General features: G+C 71.3%; 26 protein-coding genes. 7 read left to right on the top strand and 19 right to left on the bottom strand.

The window, feature by feature from the left end; translation table 11 throughout:
• Position 1: 1 nt before the first annotated feature.
• From kdpB to ACWIHY_RS00595, 7 genes are read right to left on the bottom strand one after another with little or no spacing between them, the layout of a single operon-like run.
• A complete protein-coding gene (gene kdpB / locus ACWIHY_RS00625; protein ID WP_454373356.1) occupies positions 2-2,104 on the bottom strand; it encodes a potassium-transporting ATPase subunit KdpB in 2,103 nt (700 codons plus the stop codon).
• On the bottom strand, positions 2,101-3,765 hold the full coding sequence (kdpA, locus tag ACWIHY_RS00620; protein ID WP_454373355.1) for a potassium-transporting ATPase subunit KdpA: 1,665 nt from the start codon (positions 3,763-3,765) through the stop codon (positions 2,101-2,103). Before kdpA ends, kdpB begins: the two co-directional genes overlap by 4 nt.
• Before the next feature lie 7 nt (positions 3,766-3,772).
• Positions 3,773-3,862, bottom strand: a complete 90-nt coding sequence (kdpF, locus tag ACWIHY_RS00615) for a K(+)-transporting ATPase subunit F (RefSeq protein WP_454373354.1) — start codon at positions 3,860-3,862, stop codon at positions 3,773-3,775.
• Positions 3,859-4,104, bottom strand: coding sequence for a hypothetical protein (locus ACWIHY_RS00610; protein ID WP_454373353.1), 246 nt, complete (start codon positions 4,102-4,104; stop codon positions 3,859-3,861). The genes kdpF and ACWIHY_RS00610 overlap by 4 nt, the downstream gene beginning before the upstream one ends.
• 44 nt (positions 4,105-4,148) lie before the next feature.
• Positions 4,149-4,919 (bottom strand): DUF3710 domain-containing protein, encoded by a 771-nt coding sequence (locus tag ACWIHY_RS00605; RefSeq protein WP_454373352.1) that lies wholly within the window; start codon positions 4,917-4,919, stop codon positions 4,149-4,151.
• A gap of 1 nt (position 4,920) precedes the next feature.
• The gene (gene dut / locus ACWIHY_RS00600) at positions 4,921-5,436 is read right to left on the bottom strand and encodes a dUTP diphosphatase (RefSeq protein WP_454373351.1); all 516 of its coding nucleotides are present in this window, start codon (positions 5,434-5,436) and stop codon (positions 4,921-4,923) included.
• Entirely contained in the window at positions 5,433-5,975 is a 543-nt protein-coding gene (locus ACWIHY_RS00595) for a PaaI family thioesterase (protein WP_454373842.1), read from the bottom strand. The genes dut and ACWIHY_RS00595 overlap by 4 nt, the downstream gene beginning before the upstream one ends.
• Before the next feature lie 124 nt (positions 5,976-6,099).
• On the opposite strand from ACWIHY_RS00595, the gene ACWIHY_RS00590 reads away from it, so the two are divergent.
• A complete protein-coding gene (locus tag ACWIHY_RS00590; RefSeq protein WP_454373350.1) occupies positions 6,100-6,558 on the top strand; it encodes a DUF3093 domain-containing protein in 459 nt (152 codons plus the stop codon).
• On the opposite strand, the gene ACWIHY_RS00585 is transcribed toward ACWIHY_RS00590, so the two are convergent.
• The 4 genes from ACWIHY_RS00585 to ACWIHY_RS00570 form a co-directional block, all read right to left on the bottom strand.
• Complete coding sequence (locus tag ACWIHY_RS00585) at positions 6,555-7,427, bottom strand: hypothetical protein (RefSeq protein WP_454373349.1); 873 nt, start codon at positions 7,425-7,427, stop codon at positions 6,555-6,557. The genes ACWIHY_RS00590 and ACWIHY_RS00585 overlap by 4 nt on opposite strands.
• Before the next feature lie 12 nt (positions 7,428-7,439).
• Complete coding sequence (locus ACWIHY_RS00580; protein WP_028814145.1) at positions 7,440-7,736, bottom strand: DUF4193 domain-containing protein; 297 nt, start codon at positions 7,734-7,736, stop codon at positions 7,440-7,442.
• 393 nt (positions 7,737-8,129) lie between these two features.
• The gene (locus ACWIHY_RS00575) at positions 8,130-9,362 is read right to left on the bottom strand and encodes a sensor histidine kinase (RefSeq protein WP_454373348.1); all 1,233 of its coding nucleotides are present in this window, start codon (positions 9,360-9,362) and stop codon (positions 8,130-8,132) included.
• Between the two features lie 5 nt (positions 9,363-9,367).
• Positions 9,368-10,021 (bottom strand): response regulator transcription factor, encoded by a 654-nt coding sequence (locus ACWIHY_RS00570; RefSeq protein WP_138895681.1) that lies wholly within the window; start codon positions 10,019-10,021, stop codon positions 9,368-9,370.
• Positions 10,022-10,321: 300 nt separating this feature from the next.
• On the opposite strand from ACWIHY_RS00570, the gene ACWIHY_RS00565 reads away from it, so the two are divergent.
• Entirely contained in the window at positions 10,322-10,495 is a 174-nt protein-coding gene (locus ACWIHY_RS00565) for a hypothetical protein (protein ID WP_167518296.1), read from the top strand.
• 96 nt (positions 10,496-10,591) lie between these two features.
• Here ACWIHY_RS00565 and ACWIHY_RS00560 read toward each other — a convergent pair whose 3' ends face one another.
• Both ACWIHY_RS00560 and ACWIHY_RS00555 read right to left on the bottom strand, forming a co-directional pair.
• Complete coding sequence (locus ACWIHY_RS00560) at positions 10,592-11,392, bottom strand: inositol monophosphatase family protein (RefSeq protein WP_454373347.1); 801 nt, start codon at positions 11,390-11,392, stop codon at positions 10,592-10,594.
• A 17-nt stretch (positions 11,393-11,409) separates the two neighbouring features.
• Positions 11,410-12,549, bottom strand: a complete 1,140-nt coding sequence (locus tag ACWIHY_RS00555) for a ferrochelatase (protein ID WP_454373346.1) — start codon at positions 12,547-12,549, stop codon at positions 11,410-11,412.
• 108 nt (positions 12,550-12,657) lie between these two features.
• Between ACWIHY_RS00555 and ACWIHY_RS00550 the strand changes: the two genes are divergently transcribed.
• Complete coding sequence (locus ACWIHY_RS00550; RefSeq protein WP_454373345.1) at positions 12,658-13,914, top strand: MFS transporter; 1,257 nt, start codon at positions 12,658-12,660, stop codon at positions 13,912-13,914.
• A complete protein-coding gene (locus tag ACWIHY_RS00545; protein ID WP_454373344.1) occupies positions 13,865-15,193 on the top strand; it encodes a D-arabinono-1,4-lactone oxidase in 1,329 nt (442 codons plus the stop codon). The genes ACWIHY_RS00550 and ACWIHY_RS00545 overlap by 50 nt, the downstream gene beginning before the upstream one ends.
• Positions 15,194-15,218: 25 nt before the next feature.
• Here ACWIHY_RS00545 and ACWIHY_RS00540 read toward each other — a convergent pair whose 3' ends face one another.
• The gene (locus ACWIHY_RS00540) at positions 15,219-16,109 is read right to left on the bottom strand and encodes a hypothetical protein (protein ID WP_454373343.1); all 891 of its coding nucleotides are present in this window, start codon (positions 16,107-16,109) and stop codon (positions 15,219-15,221) included.
• A gap of 427 nt (positions 16,110-16,536) precedes the next feature.
• Here ACWIHY_RS00540 and sepH point away from each other — a divergent pair, with 427 nt between their 5' ends.
• Complete coding sequence (gene sepH / locus ACWIHY_RS00535; RefSeq protein WP_454373342.1) at positions 16,537-17,604, top strand: septation protein SepH; 1,068 nt, start codon at positions 16,537-16,539, stop codon at positions 17,602-17,604.
• Between the two features lie 83 nt (positions 17,605-17,687).
• Here sepH and ACWIHY_RS00530 read toward each other — a convergent pair whose 3' ends face one another.
• On the bottom strand, positions 17,688-18,515 hold the full coding sequence (locus tag ACWIHY_RS00530) for a sulfurtransferase (protein WP_454373341.1): 828 nt from the start codon (positions 18,513-18,515) through the stop codon (positions 17,688-17,690).
• Between the two features lie 245 nt (positions 18,516-18,760).
• Here ACWIHY_RS00530 and ACWIHY_RS00525 point away from each other — a divergent pair, with 245 nt between their 5' ends.
• Positions 18,761-19,540: a VOC family protein gene (locus tag ACWIHY_RS00525; RefSeq protein ID WP_454373340.1), complete on the top strand. Its 780-nt coding sequence runs from the start codon at positions 18,761-18,763 to the stop codon at positions 19,538-19,540.
• Here the strand turns inward: ACWIHY_RS00525 and ACWIHY_RS00520 are convergent.
• Genes ACWIHY_RS00520 through ACWIHY_RS00505 form a run of 4 tightly spaced genes read right to left on the bottom strand, consistent with a single transcriptional unit; the run spans position 19,512 to position 25,214 of the window.
• Positions 19,512-20,204: a thymidine kinase gene (locus ACWIHY_RS00520; RefSeq protein WP_454373339.1), complete on the bottom strand. Its 693-nt coding sequence runs from the start codon at positions 20,202-20,204 to the stop codon at positions 19,512-19,514. The two genes, ACWIHY_RS00525 and ACWIHY_RS00520, sit on opposite strands and share 29 nt — an antisense overlap.
• Before the next feature lie 48 nt (positions 20,205-20,252).
• Positions 20,253-21,440, bottom strand: a complete 1,188-nt coding sequence (locus ACWIHY_RS00515) for an alkaline phosphatase family protein (protein ID WP_454373338.1) — start codon at positions 21,438-21,440, stop codon at positions 20,253-20,255.
• Positions 21,440-22,027, bottom strand: a complete 588-nt coding sequence (locus tag ACWIHY_RS00510) for a DUF5998 family protein (RefSeq protein ID WP_069930387.1) — start codon at positions 22,025-22,027, stop codon at positions 21,440-21,442. The genes ACWIHY_RS00515 and ACWIHY_RS00510 overlap by 1 nt, the downstream gene beginning before the upstream one ends.
• Before the next feature lie 40 nt (positions 22,028-22,067).
• Positions 22,068-25,214, bottom strand: a complete 3,147-nt coding sequence (locus ACWIHY_RS00505; RefSeq protein ID WP_454373337.1) for a bifunctional acetate--CoA ligase family protein/GNAT family N-acetyltransferase — start codon at positions 25,212-25,214, stop codon at positions 22,068-22,070.
• A 145-nt stretch (positions 25,215-25,359) separates the two neighbouring features.
• Between ACWIHY_RS00505 and ACWIHY_RS00500 the strand changes: the two genes are divergently transcribed.
• Positions 25,360-25,641, top strand: a complete 282-nt coding sequence (locus ACWIHY_RS00500; protein ID WP_454373841.1) for an HPr family phosphocarrier protein — start codon at positions 25,360-25,362, stop codon at positions 25,639-25,641.
• The last annotated feature ends 161 nt before the right edge of the window (positions 25,642-25,802 follow it).

Below are 25,802 nucleotides of genomic sequence, written 5' to 3'. Positions count from 1 at the left end.
GTCACCCGATGCCAGGAATGAGGGAGATGATAAGATCGATGATCTTGATGCCGATGAACGGCGCGATCAGGCCGCCGAGTCCGTAGATCCCGAGATTGCGCCTGAGCATCCGGTCGGCGCCCATCGGCCGGTAGCGCACGCCCCTCAGGGCCAGCGGCACCAGTGCGACGATGACCAGCGCGTTGAAGACGACGGCCGACAGGATCGCGGACCTGGGTGAGGACAGGTCCATGATGTTGATCTTGTCCAGGCTCGGATACACGACGGCGAACATGGCCGGGATGATCGCGAAGTACTTCGCGACGTCGTTGGCGATCGAGAACGTCGTCAGCGCGCCGCGCGTGATGAGCAGCTGCTTGCCGATCTCCACGATCTCGATCAGCTTGGTCGGGTTCGAGTCCAGGTCCACCATGTTCCCGGCCTCCTTGGCGGCCGAGGTGCCAGTGTTCATGGCCACCCCGACGTCCGCCTGGGCGAGTGCGGGAGCGTCGTTCGTACCGTCACCCGTCATCGCCACGAGCTTGCCGCCGGCCTGCTCGCGCTTGATGAGCGCCATCTTGTCCTCCGGGGTGGCCTCGGCGAGGAAGTCGTCGACACCTGCCTCCTCGGCGACGGCCCCGGCGGTCAGCGGGTTGTCACCCGTGATCATGACCGTCCTGATGCCCATCCGGCGCAGCTCACCGAACCGCTCCCGCATGCCCTCCTTGACGACGTCCTTGAGGTGGACGACACCCAGCACCCGTGCGCCGTCAGCGTCCTCCACGGCCACCAGCAGCGGCGTACCACCGGCCCGTGAAATCCGGTCGGTGAGCGCCTGCGCGTCCTCCGCGACCCGTCCGCCCCGCTCCTCGACCCAGGCGACGACAGACCCGGCCGCCCCCTTGCGGACCATGCGTCCACCGGCGTCCACACCCGACATCCGGGTCTGGGCGGTGAAGGGCACCCAGTCTGCGCCCGTCAGCTCCCCCCGGTGGCGCTCGCGCAGGCCGTACCTCTCCTTGGCCAGTACGACGACGGAGCGTCCCTCGGGGGTCTCGTCGGCCAGCGAGGAGAGCTGGGCGGCGTCGGCGAGTTCGGCCTCGGTCACGCCCTCGACCGGGACGAATTCGGCTGCCCGGCGGTTGCCGAGGGTGATGGTGCCGGTCTTGTCGAGCAGCAGGACCGACACGTCGCCCGCCGCCTCGACGGCGCGCCCCGACATGGCCAGCACATTGCGCTGTACGAGCCGGTCCATGCCCGCGATGCCGATGGCGGAGAGCAGCGCTCCGATCGTCGTCGGGATCAGGCAGACCAGCAGCGCGGTGAGGACGGTTATCGACTGCTTCTCACCGGCGTACACGGCGAACGGCTGGAGGGTGACGACCGCGAGCAGGAAGACGATCGTCAGCGAGGCGAGCAGGATGTTCAGCGCGATCTCGTTGGGCGTCTTCTGCCGGGCCGCGCCCTCGACCAGATTGATCATCCGGTCGATGAAGGTCTCTCCGGGCCTCGTCGTGATCTTGACGACGATGCGGTCGGAGAGCACCTTCGTGCCGCCGGTGACGGCCGAGCGGTCGCCGCCGGATTCCCGGATGACGGGCGCGGATTCGCCGGTGATCGCCGACTCGTCGACGGAGGCGACACCTTCGGCCACGTCACCGTCGCCCGGGATGACGTCGCCGGCCTCGCAGACGACCAGGTCGCCGATGCGCAGGTCCGTACCCGGCACCCGCTCCTCGGTGGAGCCGGTCAGCCGTCGCGCCACCGTCCCCGACTTGGCCCGGCGCAGGGTGTCGGCCTGTGCCTTGCCCCGGCCTTCGGCGACCGCCTCGGCGAGATTGGCGAAGACCGTGGTCAGCCACAGCCAGGCGGCGATGGCCCAGCCGAACCAGTCGGTCGGGTCGACCAGGGCGAAGGCGGTGGTCAGTACGGACCCCACCAGCACCACGAACATCACGGGTGACTTGACCATCACCCGCGGATCCAGCTTCCTGAGGGCGTCCGGGAAGGACGTGAGCAACTGCCCGGGATCGAACAGGCCCCCGCCCACGCGGCCGTCGGCGGCGGGCCCGCGTCCGGTCGGCACGTCCTGCTGCGGCGCACGGTTCACAGTGTCGGTGCTCATGACGCGAGCCCTTCGGCGAGCGGACCCAGCGCGAGAGCCGGGAAGTAGGTAAGACCGGCGATGATCATGATCGTGCCGACCAGCAGCCCGCTGAACAGCGGCTTCTCGGTACGAAGGGTGCCCGCAGTCTCCGGCACCGGCCGCTGCTCGGCGAGCGAGCCGGCGAGCGCCAGGACGAACACCATCGGGAGGAAGCGGCCGAGCAGCATCTCGATGCCGATGGTGCTGTTGAACCAGTGCGTGTCGGCGTTCAGGCCGGCGAAGGCGCTGCCGTTGTTGTTGGCGCCCGAGGTGTAGGCGTACAGGACCTCGGAGAAGCCGTGCGCCCCCGAGTTGGTCATGGAGTGGGCCGGGGTGTCCAGCGCCAGCGCGGCAGCGGTGAAGGAGAGCGCCAGCCCCGGGGTGATCAGGATGTAGCAGGCGGCGAACTTGATCTCACGGACGCCGATCTTCTTGCCCAGGTATTCGGGCGTACGGCCGACCATCAGGCCCGCGATGAAGACCGCGACGACCGCCATGATCAGCATGCCGTAGAGGCCGGATCCGACGCCGCCGGGCGCGATCTCGCCGAGCTGCATGCCGAGGAGGGTGATGCCGCCGCCGAAGCCGGTGTACGAGGAGTGGAACGAGTTGACGGCGCCGGTCGAGGTGAGCGTGGTGGCGACCGCGAAGATCGACGAGCCGCCGATGCCGAAGCGGGTCTCCTTGCCCTCCATCGCGCCGCCCGCGAGGTCGAAGGCGGGGCCGCCGTGATGGAACTCGGTCCACATCATCAGGGCGGTGAAGCCGAGCCAGATCGACGCCATCGCGGCGAGGATCGCGTAGCCCTGTCGCAGGCTGCCGACCATGCGGCCGAAGGTGCGGGTGAGGGCGAAGGGGATCACGAGGATCAGGAAGATCTCGAAGAGGTTCGAGAACGGGGTGGGGTTCTCGAAGGGGTGGGCGGAGTTGGCGTTGAAGTAACCGCCGCCGTTGGTGCCCAGCTCCTTGATGACTTCCTGCGAGGCGACGGCCCCGCCGTTCCACTGCTGCGTACCACCCGTGAACTGGCCGACTTCGTGAATGCCGGCGAAGTTCTGGATGGCGCCGCACGCGACCAGCACGAGCGCGCCCAGCACGGCGATGGGCAACAGGATCCGTACGGTGCCGCGCACCAGGTCGGCCCAGAAGTTGCCCAGCTCACCGGTGCGGGACCGGGCGAAGCCCCGTACCAGAGCCACCGCGACGGCCATGCCGACCGCCGCCGAGACGAAGTTCTGCACCGCGAGGCCGCCGGTCTGCACGACGTGGCCCATGGCCTGCTCGCCGTAGTACGACTGCCAGTTGGTGTTGGCGACGAAGGACGCGGCCGTGTTGAACGCCTGGTCCGGGTCGATGGAGGCGAAGCCGAGCGAGCCGGGCAGGGAGCCCTGGACGCGCTGGAGCAGGTAGAGGAAGAGGACGCCCACCGCGGAGAAGGCGAGGACACCGCGCAGATAGGCGGGCCAGCGCATTTCGGCGGTGGGGTTGGCGCCGATGGCCTGGTAGATCCACTTCTCCACCCGCACGTGCTTCGGGGAGGAGTAGACACGGGCCATGTGGTCACCGAGGGGCCGGTACACCAGACCGAGCGCCACGACGAGCGCGAGCAGCTGGAGGACGCCGGCGAGGACGGGGGTCATGCGGGGCTCAGAACCTCTCCGGGTACACAAGGGCGAGGATGAGAAAGCCCAACAGGGAGACGGCCACGACCAGGCCGACGATGTTCTCGGCAGTCACAGCTTCGCCACCCCCTTGGCGACTACTGCCACCAGCGCGAAGACCGCGATCGTGGTGACGGCGAAGGCCATGTCGGCCATCGTGTGCTCCTGGATGAGGTACGGGTTGTCGGACCTCCCGAGGAAACCTCCTCCGCAGGCGCCCGAGCCATCCGTTGACGCCTCCCTTACGGCCGCTGCCGTCGCCTTGACGAGATCTGTACGGAGCCTCCCCCGGCCGGCGAAAACGCCGGTGGGCCGCACCCCCCTATCGGGGAGTGCGGCCCACCGGCCACGTCAGATTCGGGTCAGCGCACTTCCGTGATCTCCGGACCGCGCTGCAGCTGTCCCATCCCGCCGGAGAAGCGTGAGCCCTCCTGCTCCTCCTGCTGGACGCCCTCGGGCACCATCTGCGCGTCGTCCGGCAGCTTGAGGACGATCGGGTCGCGCGGCGCCATCGGCCCCTCGCCCCGTACGACCACGGTGTCCTTGAAGACGTGCTCCAGTACGCCCGCGGCCTCCGGCTGCACCGCGCCCTGACCGGAGATCACTCCGCGCAGGAACCAGCGCGGCCCGTCGACACCGACGAAGCGCACCATCTGCACGCCGCCCGTGCCGTCCGGCAGCTGGACGGGGACCTGGGCGCGCAGCTCCCAGCCCAGCGGGCCCTCGATCTCGTCGATGACGCCGCCCTGCTGGGTGATGCCCGACGCGATCTCCTCGCGGACCTCGCCCCAGATGCCTTCCTTCTTGGGCGCCGCGAAGGCCTGGAGCTGTACGGCGCTGTCGCGCAGTACGACCGTCGCCGCGACGATCGCGTCGCCAGCGACCTCGACCCGCAGTTCCATGCCCTCGACCCCGGGCACGAACATGCCGCCCAGGTCGACCCGGCCCTCGCCGGGTTCCATCACCTCGGACACGTCCCACGGACCGTCCGGGCGGGGTGCCGGCGGCAGGTTCACCCTGCGTACCGACCCGTCGCCGTCTGCGGCCTCGTCAGGCTCGACATCGTCGACGACCTGCTCGGCCTCGCCCGCCACATCCGTGGCGGATTCGCTCTTCTTGCGACGTCCGAACACGTCACTGTCCTTCCCGGTCGGATACGACCGATGCGTATCGATTCCCACCCGCCCGGCCGTCCGCGGCGGCATGACCGCCGGTGGAACCGAAGCCCCCCTCGGCCCGCGCCGAGCCGGGAAGCTCCGCGACCTCGTGGAAGCGCACCTTCTCGACCTGCTGGACGACCAGTTGGGCAATCCGGTCGAAGCGCTCGAACCGCACGCTTTCGCGCGGGTCGAGATTGACCACGATCACCTTGATTTCCCCACGGTACCCGGCATCCACCGTCCCCGGGGCATTCACGAGGGCGACTCCACAGCGGGCGGCGAGACCGGATCGCGGGTGCACGAAGGCCGCGTACCCGTCAGGCAGCGCGACAGACACCCCGGTGGGAAGCACCGCACGCTCGCCCGGGGCGAGTTCGGCGGCCTCCGTGGTGACCAGGTCGGCCCCCGCGTCGCCCGGATGCCCGTACGAAGGCAGGGGTACGTCGGGGTCGACGCGGCGGATCAGCACGTCTACAGGGTTACGGGTCACGGGTTCACCTCGAAGGCGCGGGCGCGCCTGGCCTGATCGGGGTCGGCCATCGCAGCCCGGATCTCCTCCGGGCGTCCGTTCTCGATGAAGTGGTCGACCTTGACTTCGATGAAGAGGGCGTCGGCGCGGACGGCCACGGGCCCGTCGGCGCCGCCGATCCGTCCGGTCGCCGTGGAGTAGATCTTGCGGCCGTGCACCGCCGTCACCTCGGCGTCGAGGTGCAGCACGGTGTCCACCGGCACGGGGCGTACGAAATCGGTCTCCAGCCGGCCGGTCACCGCGATCACCCGCAGCAGCCAGTTCAGCGAACCGAGCGTCTCGTCGAGCGCCGTGGCCAGTACGCCGCCGTGCGCGAGGCCGGGGGCGCCCTGGTGGGCGGGCTTGACCGTGAACTCGGCCGAGACCCGTACGCCCTCGCCGGCCCGCGCCTGGAGGTGCAGCCCGTGAGGCTGGCCGCCGCCGCAGCCGAAGCAGTGTTCGTAGTGCGCGCCGAGCAGCTCTCCGGGCGGCGGTGCGTCGGGGTGCCTGACCGGGGCTATGGCGTCGGCCGGGGGCTTGAGGGCCGCTGACCCGGGGGCCGTCTCCCGGGAGTTCTCAGTACTCACAGGCGCAGACCTTACCCGCGCGGGTACGCGCAGGTCGCGCCGTGCCAAGCTTGGTTTCATGCAGCCCTCCGCCCCGCAGTACGCAGAACGACTGACCGCGCCCCGTTCCTGGTGGATCATCGCGGGACTCATCGGCATCGCGGGCGGGCTGATACTGCTCCCCCTGGGGCTCCTGCCGATGCTCGGCGGGATCGTCGGTGCCGGTGCGCTCGCCGCCGCGGGCGTGAGTGCCTACGGCTCCCAGCGGATCCGGGTGGTCGGGGACGCGCTGATCGCGGGCGACGCGCGCATTCCGGTGTCCGCGCTCGGCGAGGCCGAGGTGCTGGACGCCGAGGAGGCTCGTGCGTGGCGGTCGTACAAAGCTGATACGCGCGCCCACATGCTGCTGCGCAGCTACATTCCGGGGGCGTTGCGCGTCGAGGTCACCGACCCGGCCGACCCGACGCCGTACCTGTACCTCTCGACGCGTGACCCCGAGGCCCTGGCGGCAGCTCTCGCGGCCGTACGGGCCGCCTAGCCCTCCAGCTCCTTGAGGCCGGGCTTCGGCTCGAACCGGAGCTGCTCGGACTGCTCGGGCTTCTCCAGCGGCGGCAGCTCGGGCAGCGCGTCCCACGGGATCTGCGTGCTGCGCAGGTCCTTGCGGATGCGCTCGGCGAGCCTTCTGGTGTCGCGGCGGTTCATCACGGCGCCGACGGCGGCGCCGACCATGAACGGAATGAGGTTCGGCAGATTGCGGACCATGCGTTTCATGATCTGCTGCCGGAGCTGGCGCTTCATCTGCGTGCCGAGCGCCGTGTTGTACGTGGCCGGTTTGGCCACGTCGATGCCCCGCTCCTGTGTCCAGGAGGTGAGGTAGGCGGTGCTGCGCTGAGCCAGCCCGCCGGGCGGCCGCATGCCGTAGACCTCGTGCAGCTCCGCGATGAGCTTCAGCTCGATCGCGGCGACGCCGGTGATCTCGGCAGCCAGCTCGGCCGGCATGGCGGGGGGTACGGGCAGCATGGCCGCCGCGCCGATGCCCGCCCCCACGGTGGAGGTGCCGTTGGCCGCACCCGCCACCAGCTTGTCGGCGATCTGCTCCGGGCCGAGGCCCGGGAACTGCTTGCGCAGGGTCGGCAGGTCACGCACGGGAACGCGCGGCGCCAGCTCGATGACCCGGTCGGCGAGATAGCCGACACCGGCCTTCGCGCCCTGGCCGCCCTTCCGTACGCCCTGCCTGACAGCCGCCAGGCGCCGGGCCCGGGCAGTGGGCCCTTCCGCCGCTTCGAGCGAGGCCGTCAGGCCCCGCTCGTCGTCACGTGCGCCGACGGCCGCGCTCACGCCTTGCGGCGCTTCCGGGGAATCCTTGCGCCGGAAGCGCTTCTTCCTGGACGGTGTCGCGCCTGCCATGGCCGGCCCGGCCTAGTCGCAGTCGCGGCAGATCGGCTGACCGTTCTTCTCCCTGGCCAGCTGGCTGCGGTGGTGCACCAGGAAGCAGCTCATGCAGGTGAACTCGTCGGCCTGCTTGGGCAGGACACGTACGGCGAGCTCTTCGTTGGAAAGGTCGGCGCCGGGCAGTTCAAGCCCTTCCGCCGCCTCGAATTCGTCCACGTCAACGGCCGATGCCGTCTTGTCGCTCCGACGTGCCTTGAGCTCTTCAAGGCTGTCCGAATCGACGTCGTCATCGGTCTTGCGTGGGGTGTCGTAATCCGTTGCCACTGTCGCTCTCCCCCTCTGGGTAGTTGCGGTGTCTCAGCGCACGTAACGCGTGAGAGGCCGGACTTGTGCCCGACCTGAGGCGGAGATTTTGCCTCACATCAAGGTCTGTTACTCAATCGACACCCAACCGATCCCCTCCGGGGTGATCGGTTTGGATGGCGATCGGGACCGTACACGGTCCGGATGTCGCGCTACACGGGCGCCACCCCGTGTACTTCCCGTCATCTCACCCCCAGGAAACCCGGACTTTTCCCGGTTTTCCGGGGAAGTCCGCGATCGCGGAGAGTGGGTGGCGGGAAAATCGAGTCTGTGATCGATCACACACAGATCACCCCGTGCGGGGTCACGAAAATTCCGCTTAAAGCGAACAGCCGCGTGGCTGCGCGAAACGTCTCACACCGGGAGCGTGACACGCATCACGAGGCCGCCGCCCTCGCGGGGCTCCGCGATGATACGGCCTCCGTGAGCCCTCGCGACGCTGCGCGCGATGGAGAGGCCGAGACCCACACCCTTGTCACTGCCGGTGCGCTCGGTACGCAGGCGCCTGAACGGCTCGAAGAGGTTGTCGATCTCGTACGCGGGAACCACTGGACCCGTGTTCGAGACGACCAGGATCGCCTGGCCGTGCTGGACCTCGGTGGTGACCTCGACCCAGCCGTCCTCGGGGACGTTGTAGCGCACGGCGTTCTGCACCAGATTAAGCGCGATCCGTTCCAGCAGTACGCCATTGCCCTGCACCACAGCGGGCGCGCGCGTGCCGCGGATCACCACGCCCTTCGCCGCCGCCTCGCCGTGCGCCTGGTCGATGGCGCGCGAGGCGACCTCGGCCATGTCCACGGGCTTGCGCTCGACGATCTGGTTCTCGCTGCTGGCGAGCAGCAGCAGGCCCTCCACCAGCTGTTCGCTGCGCTCGTTGGTCGCCAGCAAGGTCTTGCCGAGCTGCTGGAGCTCCGGCGGCGCTTCGGGGTCCGACAGGTGGACCTCCAGCAGCGTCCTGTTGATCGCGAGCGGCGTGCGCAGCTCGTGCGAGGCGTTGCCCACGAACCGCTGCTGGGCGGTGAACGCCCGCTCCAGCCGGTCGAGCATCTCGTCGAAGGTGTCGGCGAGCTCCTTGAGCTCGTCGTCGGGGCCGTCGAGCTCGATCCGCCGGGTCAGGTCGGTGCCGGCCACCCTGCGGGCCGTACGCGTGATCCTGCCGAGCGGCGAGAGGACGCGGCCGGCCATCGCGTAACCGAAGGCGAAGGCGATGACGCTCAGCCCGAGCAGGGCTAGCAGCGAGCGGCTGAGCAGCTCGTCGAGCGCCTGCTGGCGCTGATCGTTGACGCAGGCGTTCATGGCCGCGTTGAACTGGTCGGGCGTGGCGTTGCCGGGCAGGTCGCACACCGTGCTCTTGACCTCGCCGCTCACGATCTTGAACGGCAGGTCGCTGCCGACCGCCAGAGCCTGGGCGGCGAGCAGGTAGATGATCGAGAGCAGCAGGATGCCCGCGATCAGGAACATCCCGCCGTACAGCAGGGTGAGCCGTATCCGGATGGTCGGACGGAGCCACGGGAAGGAGGGTTCCTGCTCCCTCGGATCCCAGGTCGGTTTCGGCGGCGCCGCAGGTGGCGCCGGTGTCGCGGCCATGGCGGTCAGATCCGGTAGCCGGAGCCGGGCACCGTGACGATGACCGGCGGCTCACCGAGCTTGCGGCGCAGCGTCATGACGGTGACGCGGACGACGTTGGTGAACGGGTCGGTGTTCTCGTCCCAGGCCTTCTCGAGCAGCTGCTCGGCCGACACCACGGCGCCCTCGCTGCGCATCAGCACCTCCAGCACCGCGAACTCCTTCGGCGCCAGCTGGATCTCCTGCCCGTCGCGGAAGACCTCGCGGCGGTTCGGGTCGAGCTTGATGCCGGCGCGCTCCAGAACGGGCGGCAGCGCGACGGTCGTACGGCGCCCGAGGGCCCGTACCCGCGCGGTCAGCTCGCTGAAGGCGAAGGGCTTGGGCAGATAGTCGTCGGCGCCGATCTCCAGGCCCTCCACGCGGTCGCTGACATCACCGGAGGCGGTGAGCATCAGGACGCGGGTGGGCATGCCCAGCTCGACGATCTTCCGGCAGACGTCGTCACCGTGGACCAGCGGGAGGTCACGGTCGAGCACGACGACGTCGTAGTCGTTCACCCCGATACGTTCCAGGGCGGCCGCTCCGTCGTACACGACGTCGACGGCCATGGCCTCCCGGCGCAGTCCGGTGGCCACCGCATCGGCGAGCAGCTGCTCGTCCTCGACGACGAGTACGCGCACGTCGCATTCCTTCCGCTGATTGCCCATGCGGGCAGGTCTGTCCGATTGACTGTGTGCTGCCATCCTGCCCCTTTCGGCCATAAACCGGCGGTAAGGCGGTACAGGCGGAAGGGGCCGGAGAGCCGCCATGAGGGGGGATTTCCATGATTCCTGGGCGAGTTGAGGTTTTCCTGAGGCGGGCTGTGGGGAGGACGACTGAACACCCCGCGATCACGCCCTGTATTCGGCACGCCACGTGATCGACCCACCCACCCCCGGCACACCCCCGTGCCACCGACCCATGACGAGGGGGCGCACCCCATGGACGCTTTCACCGCAGGCCTGCTGCAGCGCATAAAGGCCACGGAATCCGACCTCACGATGGCTCGCGAGACGGGCGACGACTTCCTGGCGGAGGTGGAGCAGGCGGAGCTGGAGGACCTGCACCGCCTCGCCGCGGAACACGGCGTACAGGTCACCGCCGCGAGCGCGTGACCTCCTGCCGGTCGGCCGTACGAAACGCGAGAAGGGCCCCGGCGCCGGGGAAGGTGCCGGGGCCTTTCGCGTCCCGTCCCGCTTTCGCGTCCCGTCCTAGTCGTGCCAGGCGCCGAAGTCCTCCAGCAGGGCCTGGAGCGGCTCGAAGACACCCGTCGCCGCCGCGATCGTCAGCTCCCCGGACGGGCGCTCACCAGGCCGCCCACCGGTCGCCGCGCCCGCCTCACGCGCGATCAGGTCCCCGGCGGCGAGGTCCCACGGACTGAGCCCGCGCTCGTAGTACCCGTCCAGCCGCCCCGCGGCCACATCGCACAGGTCGATCGCGGCGGACCCGCTGCGCCGGATGTCCCGCAGCAGCGGAATCAGCCGCCGCGCGACCTCCGCCTGGTGGCTTCGTACCGTCGTGACGTAGTTGAAGCCGGTGGAGACCAGCGCCTGGTCGAGCGGCGGCGCCGACCTCACCCGCAATGCCGCGCCGTTGGCGTACGCGCCCCCGCCCAGCACCGCCTGGTACGTCTCACCGCGCATCGGCGCCTCCACGACCCCCACCAGGGTCTCGCCGCCCCGCTCGGCCGCGATGGAGACCGCCCAAGTGGGCATCCCGTAAAGGTAGTTGACCGTGCCGTCGAGCGGGTCGATCACCCACCGCACCCCGCTCGTGCCCTCGCTGCTCGCGCCCTCCTCCCCCAGGACGCCGTCCTCGGGCCGGTGTTCGGCGAGGAAGCCGGTGATCAGCTTCTCGGCGGCGATGTCCATCTCGGTGACGACATCGATGGGGCTGGACTTCGTGGCGGCCACACCGAGATCGGCCGGCCGCCCGTCCCGCAGCAGCGCACCGGCCCGCCGGGCGGCCTCCAGGGCGAGTTCGAGCAGCTCGGACAAGAGGGGATCGGTCACGGACTCTCCTAGCGGTGTCAGGCGTACGGACTGTCGGCGCCCGCGGCTGCGGGCCTGGGAGCCCTGGCCGGGCAGCACCCGACCGGGCAGAGGTCGTGGCTCGCGCCCAGCGCCCCCAGCGCGCACCGCTCGGCCACGAGCCCCCGCTCGGCGACCGCCCGCTCCAGCAGCAGCTCGCGCACGGCGGCGGCGAAGCGCGGATCGGCGCCGACGGTCGCGGACCGCCGCACCGGCAGGCCGAGTTCGGCGGCCCTGGCGGTGGCCTCGGTGTCGAGGTCGTACAGGACCTCCATGTGGTCCGAGACGAAACCGATGGGAACCATCACGACGGCGGGCACGCCCGCGGCGTGCCGCTCCTCCAGGTGATCGCAGATGTCCGGCTCCAGCCACGGGATGTGCGGCGCCCCGCTGCGCGACTGGTAGACGAGCTGCCAGGGGTGCGCGACACCGGTCTCCTCACGCACCGCCTCGGCGATCACCCGCGCGACGTCCAGATGCTCGGCGACGTACGCGCCGCCGTCGCCGTGCTCCTCCGCCGGTCCGGAGGTGTCCGCCGCCGCCGTGGGGATGGAGTGCGTCGTGAAGGCGAGGTGCGCCCCCGCCCGTACGCTCTCGTCCAGCTCCGCCAGGCACTTGACGACCCCGTCGACCATCGGGCGTACGAAACCCGGGTGGTTGAAGTAGTGCCGGAGCTTGTCGACGCGCGGCGGCTCGATCCCCTCGGCCTCCAGTGTCGCGAGCGCGTCGGCGAGGTTCTCGCGGTACTGGCGGCAGCCGGAGTACGAGGCGTACGCGCTCGTGGCGAGCACGGCGATCCGGCGGCGGCCGTCCGCTGCCATCTCGCGCAGGGTGTCGACGAGGTACGGGGCCCAGTTGCGGTTGCCCCAGTACACCGGCAGACCATCGGGACCGCCCAGGCCCTGCTCGGCGAAGTCCTTGCGCAGTGCGTCGATGAGCGAGCGGTTCTGCTCGTTGATCGGGCTGACTCCGCCGAAGAGGAAGTAGTGCTGCCCCACCTCCTTGAGCCGCTCCTTGGGGATGCCGCGGCCACGGGTGACGTTCTCCAGGAACGGGACCACGTCGTCCGGGCCTTCGGGGCCGCCGAAGGAGAGGAGCAGCAGGGCGTCGTAAGGGGCGGGATCGCGCTGATCGGGCATGGGAACGATCCTGCCACTCGCGCGCGGCGGCGGTGAAACCGCCGTGCGGCACGCCGCGCGGCGGCCGTAAGATGCAAGCTCCATCTATACGCCTTACCGGAGCACCCCTTGCCCAGTCCGTACCGCGCGATCTTCGCCGCCCCAGGCACCAAGGCGTTCTCCGTCGCCGGGTTCTTCGGCCGGATACCGATTTCCATGATGGGCATCGGCATCGTCACCATGATTTCCCAGCTCACCGGCCGGTACGGGCTGGCGGGCGCCCTGTCCGCCACGCTCGCGATGGCGGCCGCGGTGATGGGGCCGCAGATATCGCGTTACGTCGACCGGTACGGGCAGCGACGTGTCCTGCGCCCCGCCACCGTGGTCGCGGCGGCGGCGGTCGCGGGGCTCCTGATCTGTGCCCAGCAGGGCGCACCCGACTGGACGCTGTTCGTGTTCGCGGCGGGCGCCGGCTGCGTGCCGAGCGTCGGCTCGATGGTCAGGGCCCGCTGGGCGGAGATCTACCGGGGCTCGCCGCGCGAGCTGCACACGGCGTACTCCTGGGAGTCGATCGCCGACGAGGTCTGCTTCATCTTCGGCCCGATCATCTCCATCGGCCTCTCGACCTCGTGGTTCCCGGAGGCGGGCCCGCTGCTCGCCGTGGTCTTCCTGGTCGTCGGCGTCTTCTGGCTGACCGCCCAGCGCGGCACCGAGCCCGTCCCGCACCCGCGCGACGAGCACACGGGCGGCTCCGCGCTGCGCTCCCGCGGGCTCCAGGTGCTGGTGGCGACCTTCGTGGCCGTCGGCGCGATCTTCGGGTCGATCGACGTAGTGACGGTGGCGTTCGCCGAGGAGCAGGGTCACAAGGCCGCGGCGAGCCTCGTCCTCGCCGTGTACGCGCTCGGTTCCTGCCTCGCGGGAGCGGTCTTCGGGCTGCTGCATCTCAAGGGGCGGGCATCCACCAGGTGGCTGGTGGGCGTCTGCGCGATGGCCGTGAGTATGATCCCCCTCCTACTGGCCGGGAACCTGCCGTTGCTGGCCGTGGCGCTCTTTGTCGCGGGCCTGTCCATCGCACCGACGATGGTGACCACCATGGCTCTCATCGAGCAGCACGTACCGCGCACCAAACTGACCGAGGGCATGACCTGGACAGGGACCGGGCTCGCCGTCGGCGTCGCTCTCGGTTCCTCGGCCGCCGGCTGGGTGGTCGACGCGGCGGGGGCGGACGCGGGGTACGCGGTGCCCGTCGCGGCGGGAGTTCTCGCGGCCCTGGTGGCGTTCCTGGGGTATCGCCGGCTTCGCACGCCGGCGCCGACGCGGGGAGGGCACGGGACAGATGGCCGGCACATCGAGGACGGCGTCCAGGACAGCGAGCACGTGGCGTAACTGGGCGGGGAACGTCACCGCACGCCCGGTACGGGAGGTCACCCCTGCCTCGGCCGAGGAGCTCGCCGAGGCCGTTCGCCGGGCCGCGGCGGACGGCCTGAGGGTGAAGCCGGTCGGCACGGGCCACTCCTTCACGGCTGCCGCCGTGACCGACGGCGTGCTGATCCGGCCCGACCTGCTGACCGGCATCCGCGCGATCGACCGCGCGGCCGGGACCGTGACCGTGGAGGCCGGCACTCCGCTCAAACGTCTGAACGTGGCGCTCGCCAGGGAGGGCCTGTCGCTCACGAACATGGGCGACATCATGGAGCAGACGGTGGCCGGCGCGACCAGCACGGGCACGCACGGCACGGGCCGCGAATCGGCGGCGACGGCCGCGCAGATCCGGGCGCTGGAACTGGTCCTGGCGGACGGCACCCTGCTCACGTGCTCCGAGAAGGAGAACGCCGATGTCTTCGCGGCGGCGCGGGTCGGCATCGGCGCGCTGGGCGTCGTCACGGCGATCACCTTCGCCGTGGAGCCCATCTTCCTGCTGACGGCACGCGAGGAGCCGATGACGTTCGACCGCGTCACGGCCGACTTCGACGCGCTGCACGCCGAGAACGAGCACTTCGAGTTCTACTGGTTCCCGCACACCGGCAACTGCAACACCAAGCGCAACAACCGCAGCGCGGGCCCCGCCGCCCCGCCCGGTCGCGTCAGCGCCTGGGTCGAGGACGAGCTCCTGTCCAACGGCCTCTTCCAGGTGGCCTGTTCGGTGGGCCGGTCCTTTCCGGCGGCCGTACCCTCGATCGCCAAGATCTCCAGCCGCGCGCTCTCGGCCCGTACGTACACGGACATTCCCTACAAGGTCTTCACCAGTCCGCGCCGCGTTCGCTTCATGGAGATGGAGTACGCCGTTCCGCGCGAGGCGGCGGTGGCGGCTCTGCGCGAGGTGAGGGCGCTGATCGAGAGCTCGCCGCTGCGTGTCAGCTTCCCCGTGGAGGTACGCACGGCCCCGGCCGACGACATCACGCTGTCCACGGCGTCGGGCAGGGACACGGCGTACATAGCCGTGCACCTTTACCGGGGCACGCCCTACCAGGCCTACTTCACCGCGGTGGAGCGGATCATGACCGCGCACGGCGGGCGGCCGCACTGGGGGAAGGTGCACACGCGCGATGCGGAGTACCTGGCGGGGGTGTACCCGCGCTTCGCCGAGTTCACGGCGCTGCGCGACCGGCTGGACCCGCAGCGCCTCTTCGCCAACGACTACCTGCGGCGGGTCCTGGGCGACTAGGCCGGCGGGCCTTCTCCGCCGCTCCCTACTCGGCCGGGGTTGCCGTCTGCGCGCCACTGTCCTTCGCGCCGTCGTCGCCGTCACTCGCGTCACCCGTCGCCGCGTCTTCACCGGCGTCGGAATCCGTGCCGGGCCCGGCGCTTTCGGACGGTGTCGGAGTGGGAGTCGGAGTCGCGTCGCCCGCCGGGCCGCCGTCCGATGCCGGGGGCGGCGTCCTGGCGGGGTCGGGCGACGTACTGGTGTCGCCGGTGCCCGAGCCGGAGTCCTGGCCGGGGCTCCGGCCGCCGTCCTCCCCCGTGCCCGGCGTCGCCGAGCCGCCGCCAGGGGTGTCCGCGGGCGACGGCGCGCCAGCCGGCGGGGTCTTCCGGTGGTGCTGCTCGCCGCCGCGGAGGACGTTTCCGACCGTGCTGCCCCTGCCGCCGCTGAGGTCGCCGCCCGAAAGCAGCTCGTACGCCGTGATGCCGCCCATGGCCACGACGAAGACGACGAGGGCCGCGACGGCTGACCGCTTCCGGCCCCGCACCCGCGTGCCGTGCGTCGTGGCTTCGCCGAACTCCTCGCTCAACTCCCCGTTCGCCAGGTCCGCCGGCACCGTGACGACGCGCCGCACCCGAGCCTCCGTCACCTGACGGGCTGTGGCTTTCGGCTTCGCGTGGACCGTGACCTCGCGGAGCTGTTCCCCGGTCCGCCGGAACAGATGCTGGAAGATCGTTCCGCCACTGGTCGCGACGACACTGACCACTCCCGCGCCGATGATCGTCCCGTACACACCGAGCTTGGACGCCAGTACGGCCGCCACCACCGCGGCCACCGCGCTGCCCGCCACCTGAGCCACGCTCAGGTCGAGGCGCGGATTCCTCGACTCCTTGCTGTCCGCTTCCGGCTTCCCGTCCGTCCTCAGCCTCTGAATACCCATCTCACCCATCTGGCCCATCTGTTCCACCCCGCAACAGGTAGGGACATTTGGGCGAAGTGGATAGTTCCGTTTCCGGTGATTCTGTGAATGAGGCCACTTGAGAGGGGGCGTGACGCCAAACCGGCGGGGTCAACTCCCGTACCCCACGAGAACTTCGGTGGCGCGCCGGTCCACCCCCATGGCCCGAATGGAGTACTGTGGCGAGCCCTGGGTCCGGCCTCCATCGCGGACGCCCGCTGCACAAAGTGACGAAGCGGTCACTATGCGTGGCGAAATGGTAACCGTGCCATAACGGCGATCCCGGGCTGATGCCCGACACGCCGGGCAACTGGGCAAGGTTGTGGCAGGCTGCACCCGGGCAGGCCACACTCGACTAGCGGAAGCAGCGACGCACGTGACGTCGGCAGGCACCACCCGGGAGGTTCCCATGCCCGAACTGCGTGTCGTGGCCGTCTCGAATGACGGCACACGACTGGTGCTGAAGGCTGCTGACAGCACGGAGTACACGCTTCCGATCGATGAGCGGCTGCGTGCCGCGGTGCGCAACGATCGCGCCCGTCTCGGCCAGATCGAGATCGAGGTGGAGAGCCACCTCAGGCCTCGCGACATCCAGGCGCGTATACGCGCCGGCGCCTCCGCGGAGGAGGTCGCTCAGCACGCCGGCATCCCCGTCGACCGCGTACGCCGCTTCGAAGGCCCCGTGCTCGCCGAGCGCGCCTTCATGGCCGAGCGCGCGAGGAAGACACCCGTACGCCGCCCCGGCGAGAACACCGGGACCGGACCCCAGCTCGGCGAGGCCGTGCAGGAGCGGCTGCTGCTGCGCGGCGCCGACAAGGAAACGGTCCTGTGGGACTCGTGGCGGCGCGACGACGGTACGTGGGAAGTGCTGCTGGTCTACCGCGTCGCGGGCGAGCCCCACTCCGCGAGCTGGACGTACGACCCGCCCCGGCGGCTCGTACAGGCGGTGGACGACGAGGCGCGCTCGCTGATCGGCGAAACGGACGACACGTCGCTGGCGGCCGCGCCCGAGCCGAGCTTCCCGTTCGTACCGCGGATCGCGCGGCTGCCCAGGGACCGGCCGCTGGACCGCGCGCTCGACCGTCAGCTGGAGCGGCCCACCGCGTCCTCTCCGGAAGCGGACGAGGACGCCGGTGGTGAGCGTGATTCGCTGACCAGCCTGCTGGAGGCGGTGCCGAGCTTCCGCGGCGACATGGTGGTGCCCGAGCGGCCCGCCCCGCCGCCGGAGCCGCTGGCGACCGAGCCCGCGTCGGCGGAGGAGCCGGAGGCCGAGGAGCCCGCGGCGTCCGCCGCCTCCGGGGCGGGTGCGGCGTACGCCGATGTGCTCATGCCGCGCGCTGTCGCCGGTCATCGCGACCGGCTCACCGGTACGACGGACCGCCAGGCCGAGGCCGACGGCGTCCGTCCGGGGCGGCGGGCGGCCGTACCGAGCTGGGACGAGATCGTCTTCGGTACGCGTCGCAAGAAGCAGGACTAGACGCTTTGAGCGGAGGGGCCCGTACGGATCGCGTACGGGCCCCTCTTCATGCGGAGTTGGGCGAGTTGCGGGAGTGGGCGGAGTTACCGGGGGTCGGCTCCGGTGGCGACGGGACGGGATGCGTCGGCGGACCACTCCGACCACGACCCCACGTACAGCGCCGCCGGGATTCCCGCGACCTCCAGAGCCAGCACCTGCTGGGCCGCGGAGACGCCCGATCCACAGTAGACGCCGACCGGCCGGTCCTCGCCGGCGCCGAGCGACTTGAAGCGGGCGGCCAGCTCGGGCGCCGGGAGAAGGCGGCCGTCGGGTCCGACGTTCTGCATGGTCGGGGCGGACACCGCGCCCGGGATGTGGCCCGCGACCCGGTCGATCGGCTCCACCTCGCCCCGGTACCGTTCGCCCGCCCGCGCGTCGAGCAGCAGTCCGGTACGGGCCAGTTCGGCGGCCCCGTCGGCGTCGAGGAGCGGCACACCGCCCGGGACTGGCCGGAAATCGCCGGTCGCCGGAGCCGGGACCTCGGATTCGACCGGCCCGGTCCACACCGCGAGACCGCCGTCCAGGACCCGTACGTCGGGGTGGCCCGTCCAGCGGAGCATCCACCAGGCACGCGCCGCGGCCCAGCCCTGGCCGCCGTCGTACACGACGACCGGGGTGTCGTGACGTACGCCTGCGCGGCGCATGACAGCGCCGAACGCCTCTGCGTCGGGGAGCGGGTGGCGGCCGCCGGAGCCGGGCGGATCGGCAAGTTCCGCTTCGAGGTCGACGAAGACGGCCCCGGGGATGTGACCCTCCTCGTACGCGGCGCGGCCGTGCGGTCCGCCCATCTGGTAGCGGACGTCCAGGAGGACCGGAAGCCGGTCTCCCGTCAACTCGCCGGCGAGTTCGGCTGCGGTGATGATGGCATTCATAAGTGCCATCCTTGCGCAGCCTTCAGTGCGACCGACACCGTACGGCCACCGAGTCGAATCGGACGAGAATTGCCAAATCGGGCATTCTCCTGCGGGAACCCACAGAAAGCGGCGCGGCCGGGACGCGCGGCACGACAGGTGGTGCAAGCATCTGCACGGGCGCGTCCCTTTCCACGGCTTCGCGGCTTCACAACGGGGCGCCCGTTCCCGCACGACCACCACGATGGTCCGAGGAGAGAGTGACGATGACCGAGGCAGCGACCCGGCGGTGGACGCCCGGTGCGCCCTGCTGGGTGAGCCTGATGGTGCACGGCCTGACCGCCACCCAGGAATTCTACAGAGCGCTGTTCGGCTGGGAGTTCCAGCCGGGACCGCAGCAGCTCGGCCCGTACGTACGGGCCATGCTCGACGGCAAGGAGATCGCGGGCATCGGGCAACTGCCGCCCGACCGGCATCTGCCCATCGCCTGGACGCCGTACCTCGCCACCGACGACGCGGATGTCACCGCCGAGTCGATCAGGAGCCACGGCGGCACCGTCGGGGTCGGGCCGCTCGACGCGGACAACGCCGGCCGGATGGCGATCGGGTCCGACCCGGCGGGCGCGGTCTTCGGTGTCTGGCAGGCCGCTGCCCATCTCGGCACCGCGTTGGCCGGGACACACGGCACTCCGGTGTGGAACGAGCTGATGACGCGGGAGGCGTCGACGGTCGGCAAGTTCTACGCGGCTGTCTTCGGCTACGAGGTGGAGGCCTCGGCCGGCTCCGGCTCCGACTACCTGACGCTGCGCCTGGACGGGCGCCCGGTGGCCTCCGTGCGGGGCGTGGGCCAGGACCTGCCACAGGACCGCGGCGCGCATTGGATGACGTACTTCGAGGTTGCGGACGCCGACGCGTCGGCCCGTCTGGTGACGGGGCTGGGCGGGCATGTGCTGCGCCCGCCCCACGACGCGCCCACCGGCCGGGTCGCGACCGTCTCGGATCCGGAGGGCGCGGTGTTCACGATCGTGACGACGACGCCCGGGTGACGGAGTCGGTGAGGGAGAACGGGTCGACGGGCAGCACGTCGGGTGACAGGGCCCCGGCGTGCGCGGCGGCGGCCGTCATCCGACGCCGGTGGTGGCGGCGGCACAGCACTTCGTAACCGACCTCGTCCGACGACTGATTGACGTCCCCGACGACGACCTGGGCGCCCTCGACGAGCATCTCGCCGCCTATCGTGCGGGCGTTGTGCGTGGCCCGCGCGCCGCACCAGCACAACGCCTCGACCTGGAGCACCTCGACCCGGTCGGCGAGTTCGACCAGGCGCTGCGAGCCGGGGAAGAGCTTGGAGCGGAAGTCGGTGGTGATACCGAAGGCGAACACGTCGAGTTCCAGGTCGTCGACCACCCGGGCCAGCTGGTCGATCTGCTCGCCGGCGAGGAACTGTGCCTCGTCCACGATGACGTAGTCGGCGCGGTTGCCCTGGGAGAGGTGGGCGACGAGGTACGCGTAGAAGTCGAAGCCCTCGGCGGCCTCGACGGCGTCGGTGACCAGGCCGAGGCGGGACGAGAGCTTGCCCTCGCCCGCCCGGTCGTCGCGCGTGAAGATCATGCCCTGAAGGCCGCGGGTCGACCGGTTGTGCTCGATCTGAAGAGCGAGGGTGCTCTTTCCGCAGTCCATCGTTCCGGAGAAGAACACCAGCTCGGGCATGAGGGGTTGAGAACCTTTCGGGTCTGTGCCGGGGGGGCGTGGCGGACGTTACGAGCGGACTTCGAGGAGCGGGACGAGCTGCTCGGCGGCCGTCATGGAACCGTGCATGCCCACCATCGCGGACTCGTGCGGCTCACGGCGCGAGGCGATGACCACGACGTCGTCATGGGCCGCGGCGACGACGTCACCGATGCGTCCGTACACCCGCTCGTCGACCACCGGGCCGAACCAGCCGGCCGCGATCGCCTCGTCCCGGCCCGCCACCCAGAACTGCTCGCCGAGCACTTCGCGCCAGACGGTGAGTACGTCGGCCTCGGCGCCCGGGACGGCGTACACGTGGCGGGCCCGGCCCTCGCCGCCCAGCAGGGCGACGCCGGCGCCGAGCTCCCAGTCCTCGTCGAAGTCGATGCGCGACTCCTCGTCGAAAGGGATGTCGATCATGCCGTGGTCGGCGGTGATGTAGAGCGCCGCGCGGGGCGGCAGCTGCTCGGCGAGGCGCTGGGCGAGCCGGTCGACGTACATCAGCTGGCCGCGCCAGGCGTCGGAGTCGACGCCGAAGCGGTGGCCCTTGCCGTCGACCTCGCTGTAGTACGTGTACACAAGCGAGCGGTCGCCCGCGGCCAGTTCCGCGGCGGCGAGGTCCATCCGGTCCTCGCCGGTGAGCCTGCCGCGGAAGGTGCCGCCGCTCAGCGCGATCTTGGTGAGCGGGGTGTGCTGGAAGTCGGGTGAGGACACCTGCGCGGTGTGCACGCCCGCGATGTCGGCGAGCTGGAAGACCGTGGGGTACGGCTGCCAGACGTGCGGGTCGGTCCACGGCTTCCAGCGCAGCTGGTTCATCAGCGCGCCGGTGCCGGGGTCGCGGACGGTGTAGCCCGGCAGGCCGTGCGCGCCGGGCGGCAGACCGGTGCCGACCGAGGCGAGCGAGGTCGCCGTGGTGGCGGGGAAGCCGGCCGTGAGCGGGCGTCCGGTGCCGCCGCGCGAGCTGCCGAGAAGCGAGTGGAGGTACGGAGCCTCTTCGGGGTGCGCCTTGATCTGCTCCCAGCCGAGACCGTCTATCAGGAACACGCAGTTCCGGTCGGCGGGCGCCAGCTCGGGAATCGTGGCGGTCGTGCCGGGTACGCCCATGCCTGCCGCGAGGGTCGGCAGGAGGTCGGCGAGCGAGCCGGTGCCGTACTCGGGGACGGGCGCGGTGCCCAGGGCGAGCGGAAGCGGGTCGGACCAGGCGGGCTGTGCCATCAGCGGTCGGCCGCGGCGGTCGCTTCGGAGAGCGCCTGGGCGAACGCGAGCGTCTGGCGGACGGTGTCCGGGCCGTCGCCGGCCTCGCTGACGCGCAGGCTCAGGTCGTCGGCGGTGGTGTTGCCGGTGTAACCGTGGTCCGCCTCGCAATTGGGGTCGCCGCAGGCGGCGGGCTCCAGGTCGATGCGGGATACCGCGCCCCAGCCGATGGTCAGGACGACCTCGCGGGGCAGCGTGCCCGGAACGTACTTCTCCGGATTGGCGACGACGCGGCTGACCACGACCGACGAGATCCGGTCCAGCTTGACCGACTCGGTCGAGGTGGTGGCGTACGGCGCCGGGGAGGTGGTGTCGGCGGCCTGCTCGTCGGTGTGGCTGACGATGAAGCGGTTGCCGGTCAGGACGAGGACCGTGACGTGCCGGCGGACCTCGTTGGAGTCGAACGTCGTCTCCTGGTGCACGAGGTATGAGGCGACCGGCTCGCCGCCTACAGCGGCCTCCACCGCTTCGGCCACAAGGGCCGGGTAGTAGCCGCTGCGCTCGATCGCCGCGCGCAGCCCCTGGGTCGTCGTACCGGTCTTCGCCATGCCCTCCATCCTACGGGGCGCTGGGGGCCGCGATGCCGGGTCAGTAGCTCGGCAGGCGGCGGGGGCCGAGGTCGTCACGGGCGGGCGGAGGCGCGAGGCGCACGGTCGCGCCGAGGACCGACAGGCCGTGCGGGGCGACGACCACGGGCTCCAGGGCCACGCCGACCACTTCCGGGTGGTCGTCGACGAGCCGTGAGACGCGCAGCAGGAGCTCTTCGAGAGCGGCGGTGTCGACCGGGTCCGAGCCACGCCAGCCGAACAGGAGGGGCGCGGTCCGGATCGACCTGATGAGTTCGGCGGCGTCCCGGTCGGTGGCCGGCACCAGTCGGTGCGCCACGTCCCCGAGCAGCTCGGAGGCGGCTCCGGCGAGGCCGAAGGAGAGGACGGCGCCGGCGGCCGCGTCGATGGAGGCCTTGACCACGGTGTCGACGCCACGGGGCGCCATGGCCTGGACGACGAGCTGAAGCTCCTCGGGCTTGCCGAGTACGTCGGTCAATTCACGGTAGGACCGCCGCAGTTCCGTCTCGTCGGCCAGATCGAGGCGTACCGCGCCGAGGTCGGGGCGGTGGCGCAGGTGCGGGGCGGTGGTCTTGAGCGCGACGGGGTAGCCGAGCCGGGCGGCCGCGGCGACGGCCTCGTCGGGCCGGGGCGCGGGCAGGGCAGGCCGTACGTCGATCCCGTACTGCCGGAGGAGCTCACGGGCGGCGTCGCCGGTCAGGGGCACGGAACGAGGGCCGGGGCCGCCCTCCCCCTCGCCTTCTCCACGGTCGAGGAGGGCGCGGATCCGGCCCGCGGCCCCGGCCTCGTCGATGTCGTCGTACTCGGGCACCCGGCCGGGCTCGGCGGCCTGCCGCCGCCACTGCGCGTACTTGACGGCCTCGGCGAGCGCGCGCACGGCGCGCTCGGCGGCCGGGTAGGCGGGGATGCGGCGGGTGTCGGCGGGCTGCGGCCCGGCCGGGGCGGCTTGCTCGCCGCCCGGCCCCTGCCCGGAACCGGGGGCGGCGCCCCGGGCCCCCGGGCGCCCTCCCGGCGTGTCGGCGAACGCCGGACGGGCTGGATCCGGCCGCCCGGCGGTGGAGCTCCCGCCCTGGGGCGCACCCCGGCCATCAGGAGCCTCATGCCCCGCCGGTCCACCCCGGCCCGGCTCGCCGGCCGCGTCCGGACCGTACGGCGTTCGGGGACCGGGTGCCGGGGCAGCGCCCCGGTTCGCGAAGGGGCGGGTCGGGGAAGCGTCCCGCGCGGCGGTTCCCCGGGCCCGGCCCTGGTCTCCCGCCGAGGCCGCCGACGCCGGGCGGGCCGTGCCGGCCGCCGCCGCGAGGGCGTCGGCCAGGGCGCCCATCTCCACGTGGACCACCGCCACCGGCTTCGCCGGCCCTGTCGCCGCCGCCTCCCGCAGCGCCGCCGCCAGCACCTCCCCGTCGCCGGATTCCGTGGCGCCGTTCTCGCCGACCCACGGGATCGCGGTCACCACGACCGCGTCGCACGTACCGTCCGCCAGCGCCCTGGCCAGCGCCGTGCGGAAGTCCGCCGGCGTCGCGGCCGTCGTCAGGTCCAGGGGCGGAAGCGGACGGAGGCCTTCGGCGAGACAGGCGTCGTACGTCAGGAGGCCGAGGGACTCCGAGTTCCCGAGGATCGCCACCCGCGGGCCCGCCGGCAGCGGCTGGCCCGCCAGGAGCAGCCCCGCGTCGACGAGCTCCGTGACGGTGTCGACGCGGATCACCCCCGCCTGCCGCAGCAGCGCGGACACCGTCGCGTCGGGGATGCGCGTGGCGGGCACCGCGTGCCCCGGCGGCGTACTCCCGCTGTGGCGCGCTCCCTTCACCACGACGACCGGCTTCTCCGCCGCCGTGCGCCGGGCGAGGCGGGTGAACTTGCGCGGGTTGCCGATCGACTCCAGGTAGAGGAGGACGACATCGGTGTCGGGATCGTCGTACCAGTACTGGAGGAAGTCGTTGCCGGACACGTCCGCCCGATTGCCCGACGAGATGAAGGAGGACAGTCCCGCGCCCCGCCGGTAGAGCCCCGACAGCAGCGCGATGCCGATCGCGCCGGACTGCGTGAACAGGCCGATGCGGCCCCGTGCGGGCGGCTCCGGTGCGAGGGAGGCGTTGAGGCGTACGGCCTCGGAGGTGTTGATGATCCCGAAGGCGTTCGGGCCGATGATGCGCATGCCGTACGAACGCGCCTGCCGCACCAGTTCGCGCTGGCGCGCCCGCCCCTCGGCCCCGCGCTCGGCGTATCCGGCGGAGAGGACGACCAGCCCCTGGACGCCGTTCTCGCCGCAGTCCGCGACCACTTCCGGCACCCGGCCGGCCGGTACGGCGACGATCGCGAGGTCGACGGCCTCGCCGATCCCGGCGACGGAGCGGTGCGCGGGCACGCCGTCCACCTCGGTGAGGTCCTCGGGAAAGGCCCGGTTCACCGCGTACGTACGGCCCGTGAATCCGGCGGCGAGCAGATTGCGCAGGACCGTACGCCCCACTCCGCCCGGCGCGCGCCCGGCCCCGACGACCGCGACCGAGCCGGGGCCGAGCAGGCGCTGGACGGAGCGGGACTCCGCGCGGTGCTCGCGGGCGCGCTGGACGGCGACGGAGCGGTCGGTCGGCTCCAGGTCGAACTCGAGGTGGACGACGCCGTCCTCGAAGCTGCGCTTCTGCGTGTAACCCGCGTCCGTGAATACCTTGATCATTTTCGTGTTGGCGGGCAGCACCTCCGCCACGAAGCGCCGGATGCCGCGCTCCCGCGCGACCGCGCCGATGTGTTCGAGGAGGGCGGACGCGACGCCGCGCCCCTGGTGCGCGTCCTGGACCAGGAAGGCGACCTCGGCCAGGTCGGCGTCGGGGCCGGAGGAGGGGCGCCCCTGCGCGTTGATCCGGTCGAACCGGACGGTGGCGATGAACTCACCGCCCACCGTCGCGGCGAGACCTACCCTGTCCACGTAGTCGTGGTGGGTGAAGCGGTGGACGTCCTTGGCCGAGAGGCGGGGGTACGGGGCGAAGAAGCGGTAGTACTTCGACTCGTCCGACACCTGCTCGTAGAAGCTGACCAGGCGTTCCGCGTCGTCGGCGGTGATGGGCCGGATCCGCGCCGTACCTCCGTCACGCAGCACCACGTCGGCTTCCCAGTGAGCCGGGTAAGCGTGGTGCCCGTTCTGATCCGGCGGGGCCTGCTCCAGCGGGGGCTGCATGACGAAAGCCTACGGGTCGCGGGCCCGCTCGGGGCAGTGCAGGCTGAGCCCGCGGCGCGGGGGCGGCCCCGGGGCCGTGGGCCGGCTGCCCCGCACGGCGTGAGAGACTGGTCTAGACAACCGTTAGAACATGAAGGGCAACACCATGGTTGAGCGCCGTGTCACCGTCGGCTGGGCCGAAGGCCTGCACGCCCGGCCCGCCTCCATCTTCGTTCGCGCAGCGACCGCCTCGGGTGTCCCCGTGACGATCGCCAAGGCCGACGGCAACCCGGTCAACGCCGCCTCCATGCTCGCGGTGCTCGGCCTGGGCGCGCAGGGCGGCGAAGAGATCGTGCTCGCTTCCGCGGCCGACGGCTCCGATGCCGCCCTCGACCGCCTGGCGAAGCTGGTCTCCGAGGGTCTGGACGAGCTTCCCGAGACCGTCTGACCACTCTGACGGGCGAATTCTCGCGAAGGAGCCGTGGGGGGCGCCCCGAGGGGGGGGCCCCCGCCGGATTTTTTTTTGGGAGCAGCGCGAGAAAAAAAAAAAACTCGGGGCGGCGAAAAAAACAACCCCACCCAAACACCCCATATTTAAAAGGGGGGTAT

The sequence above is a fragment of the Streptomyces sp. NPDC055287 genome, assembly GCF_053646035.1.
This window is presented reverse-complemented; position numbering and strand designations above follow the sequence as displayed.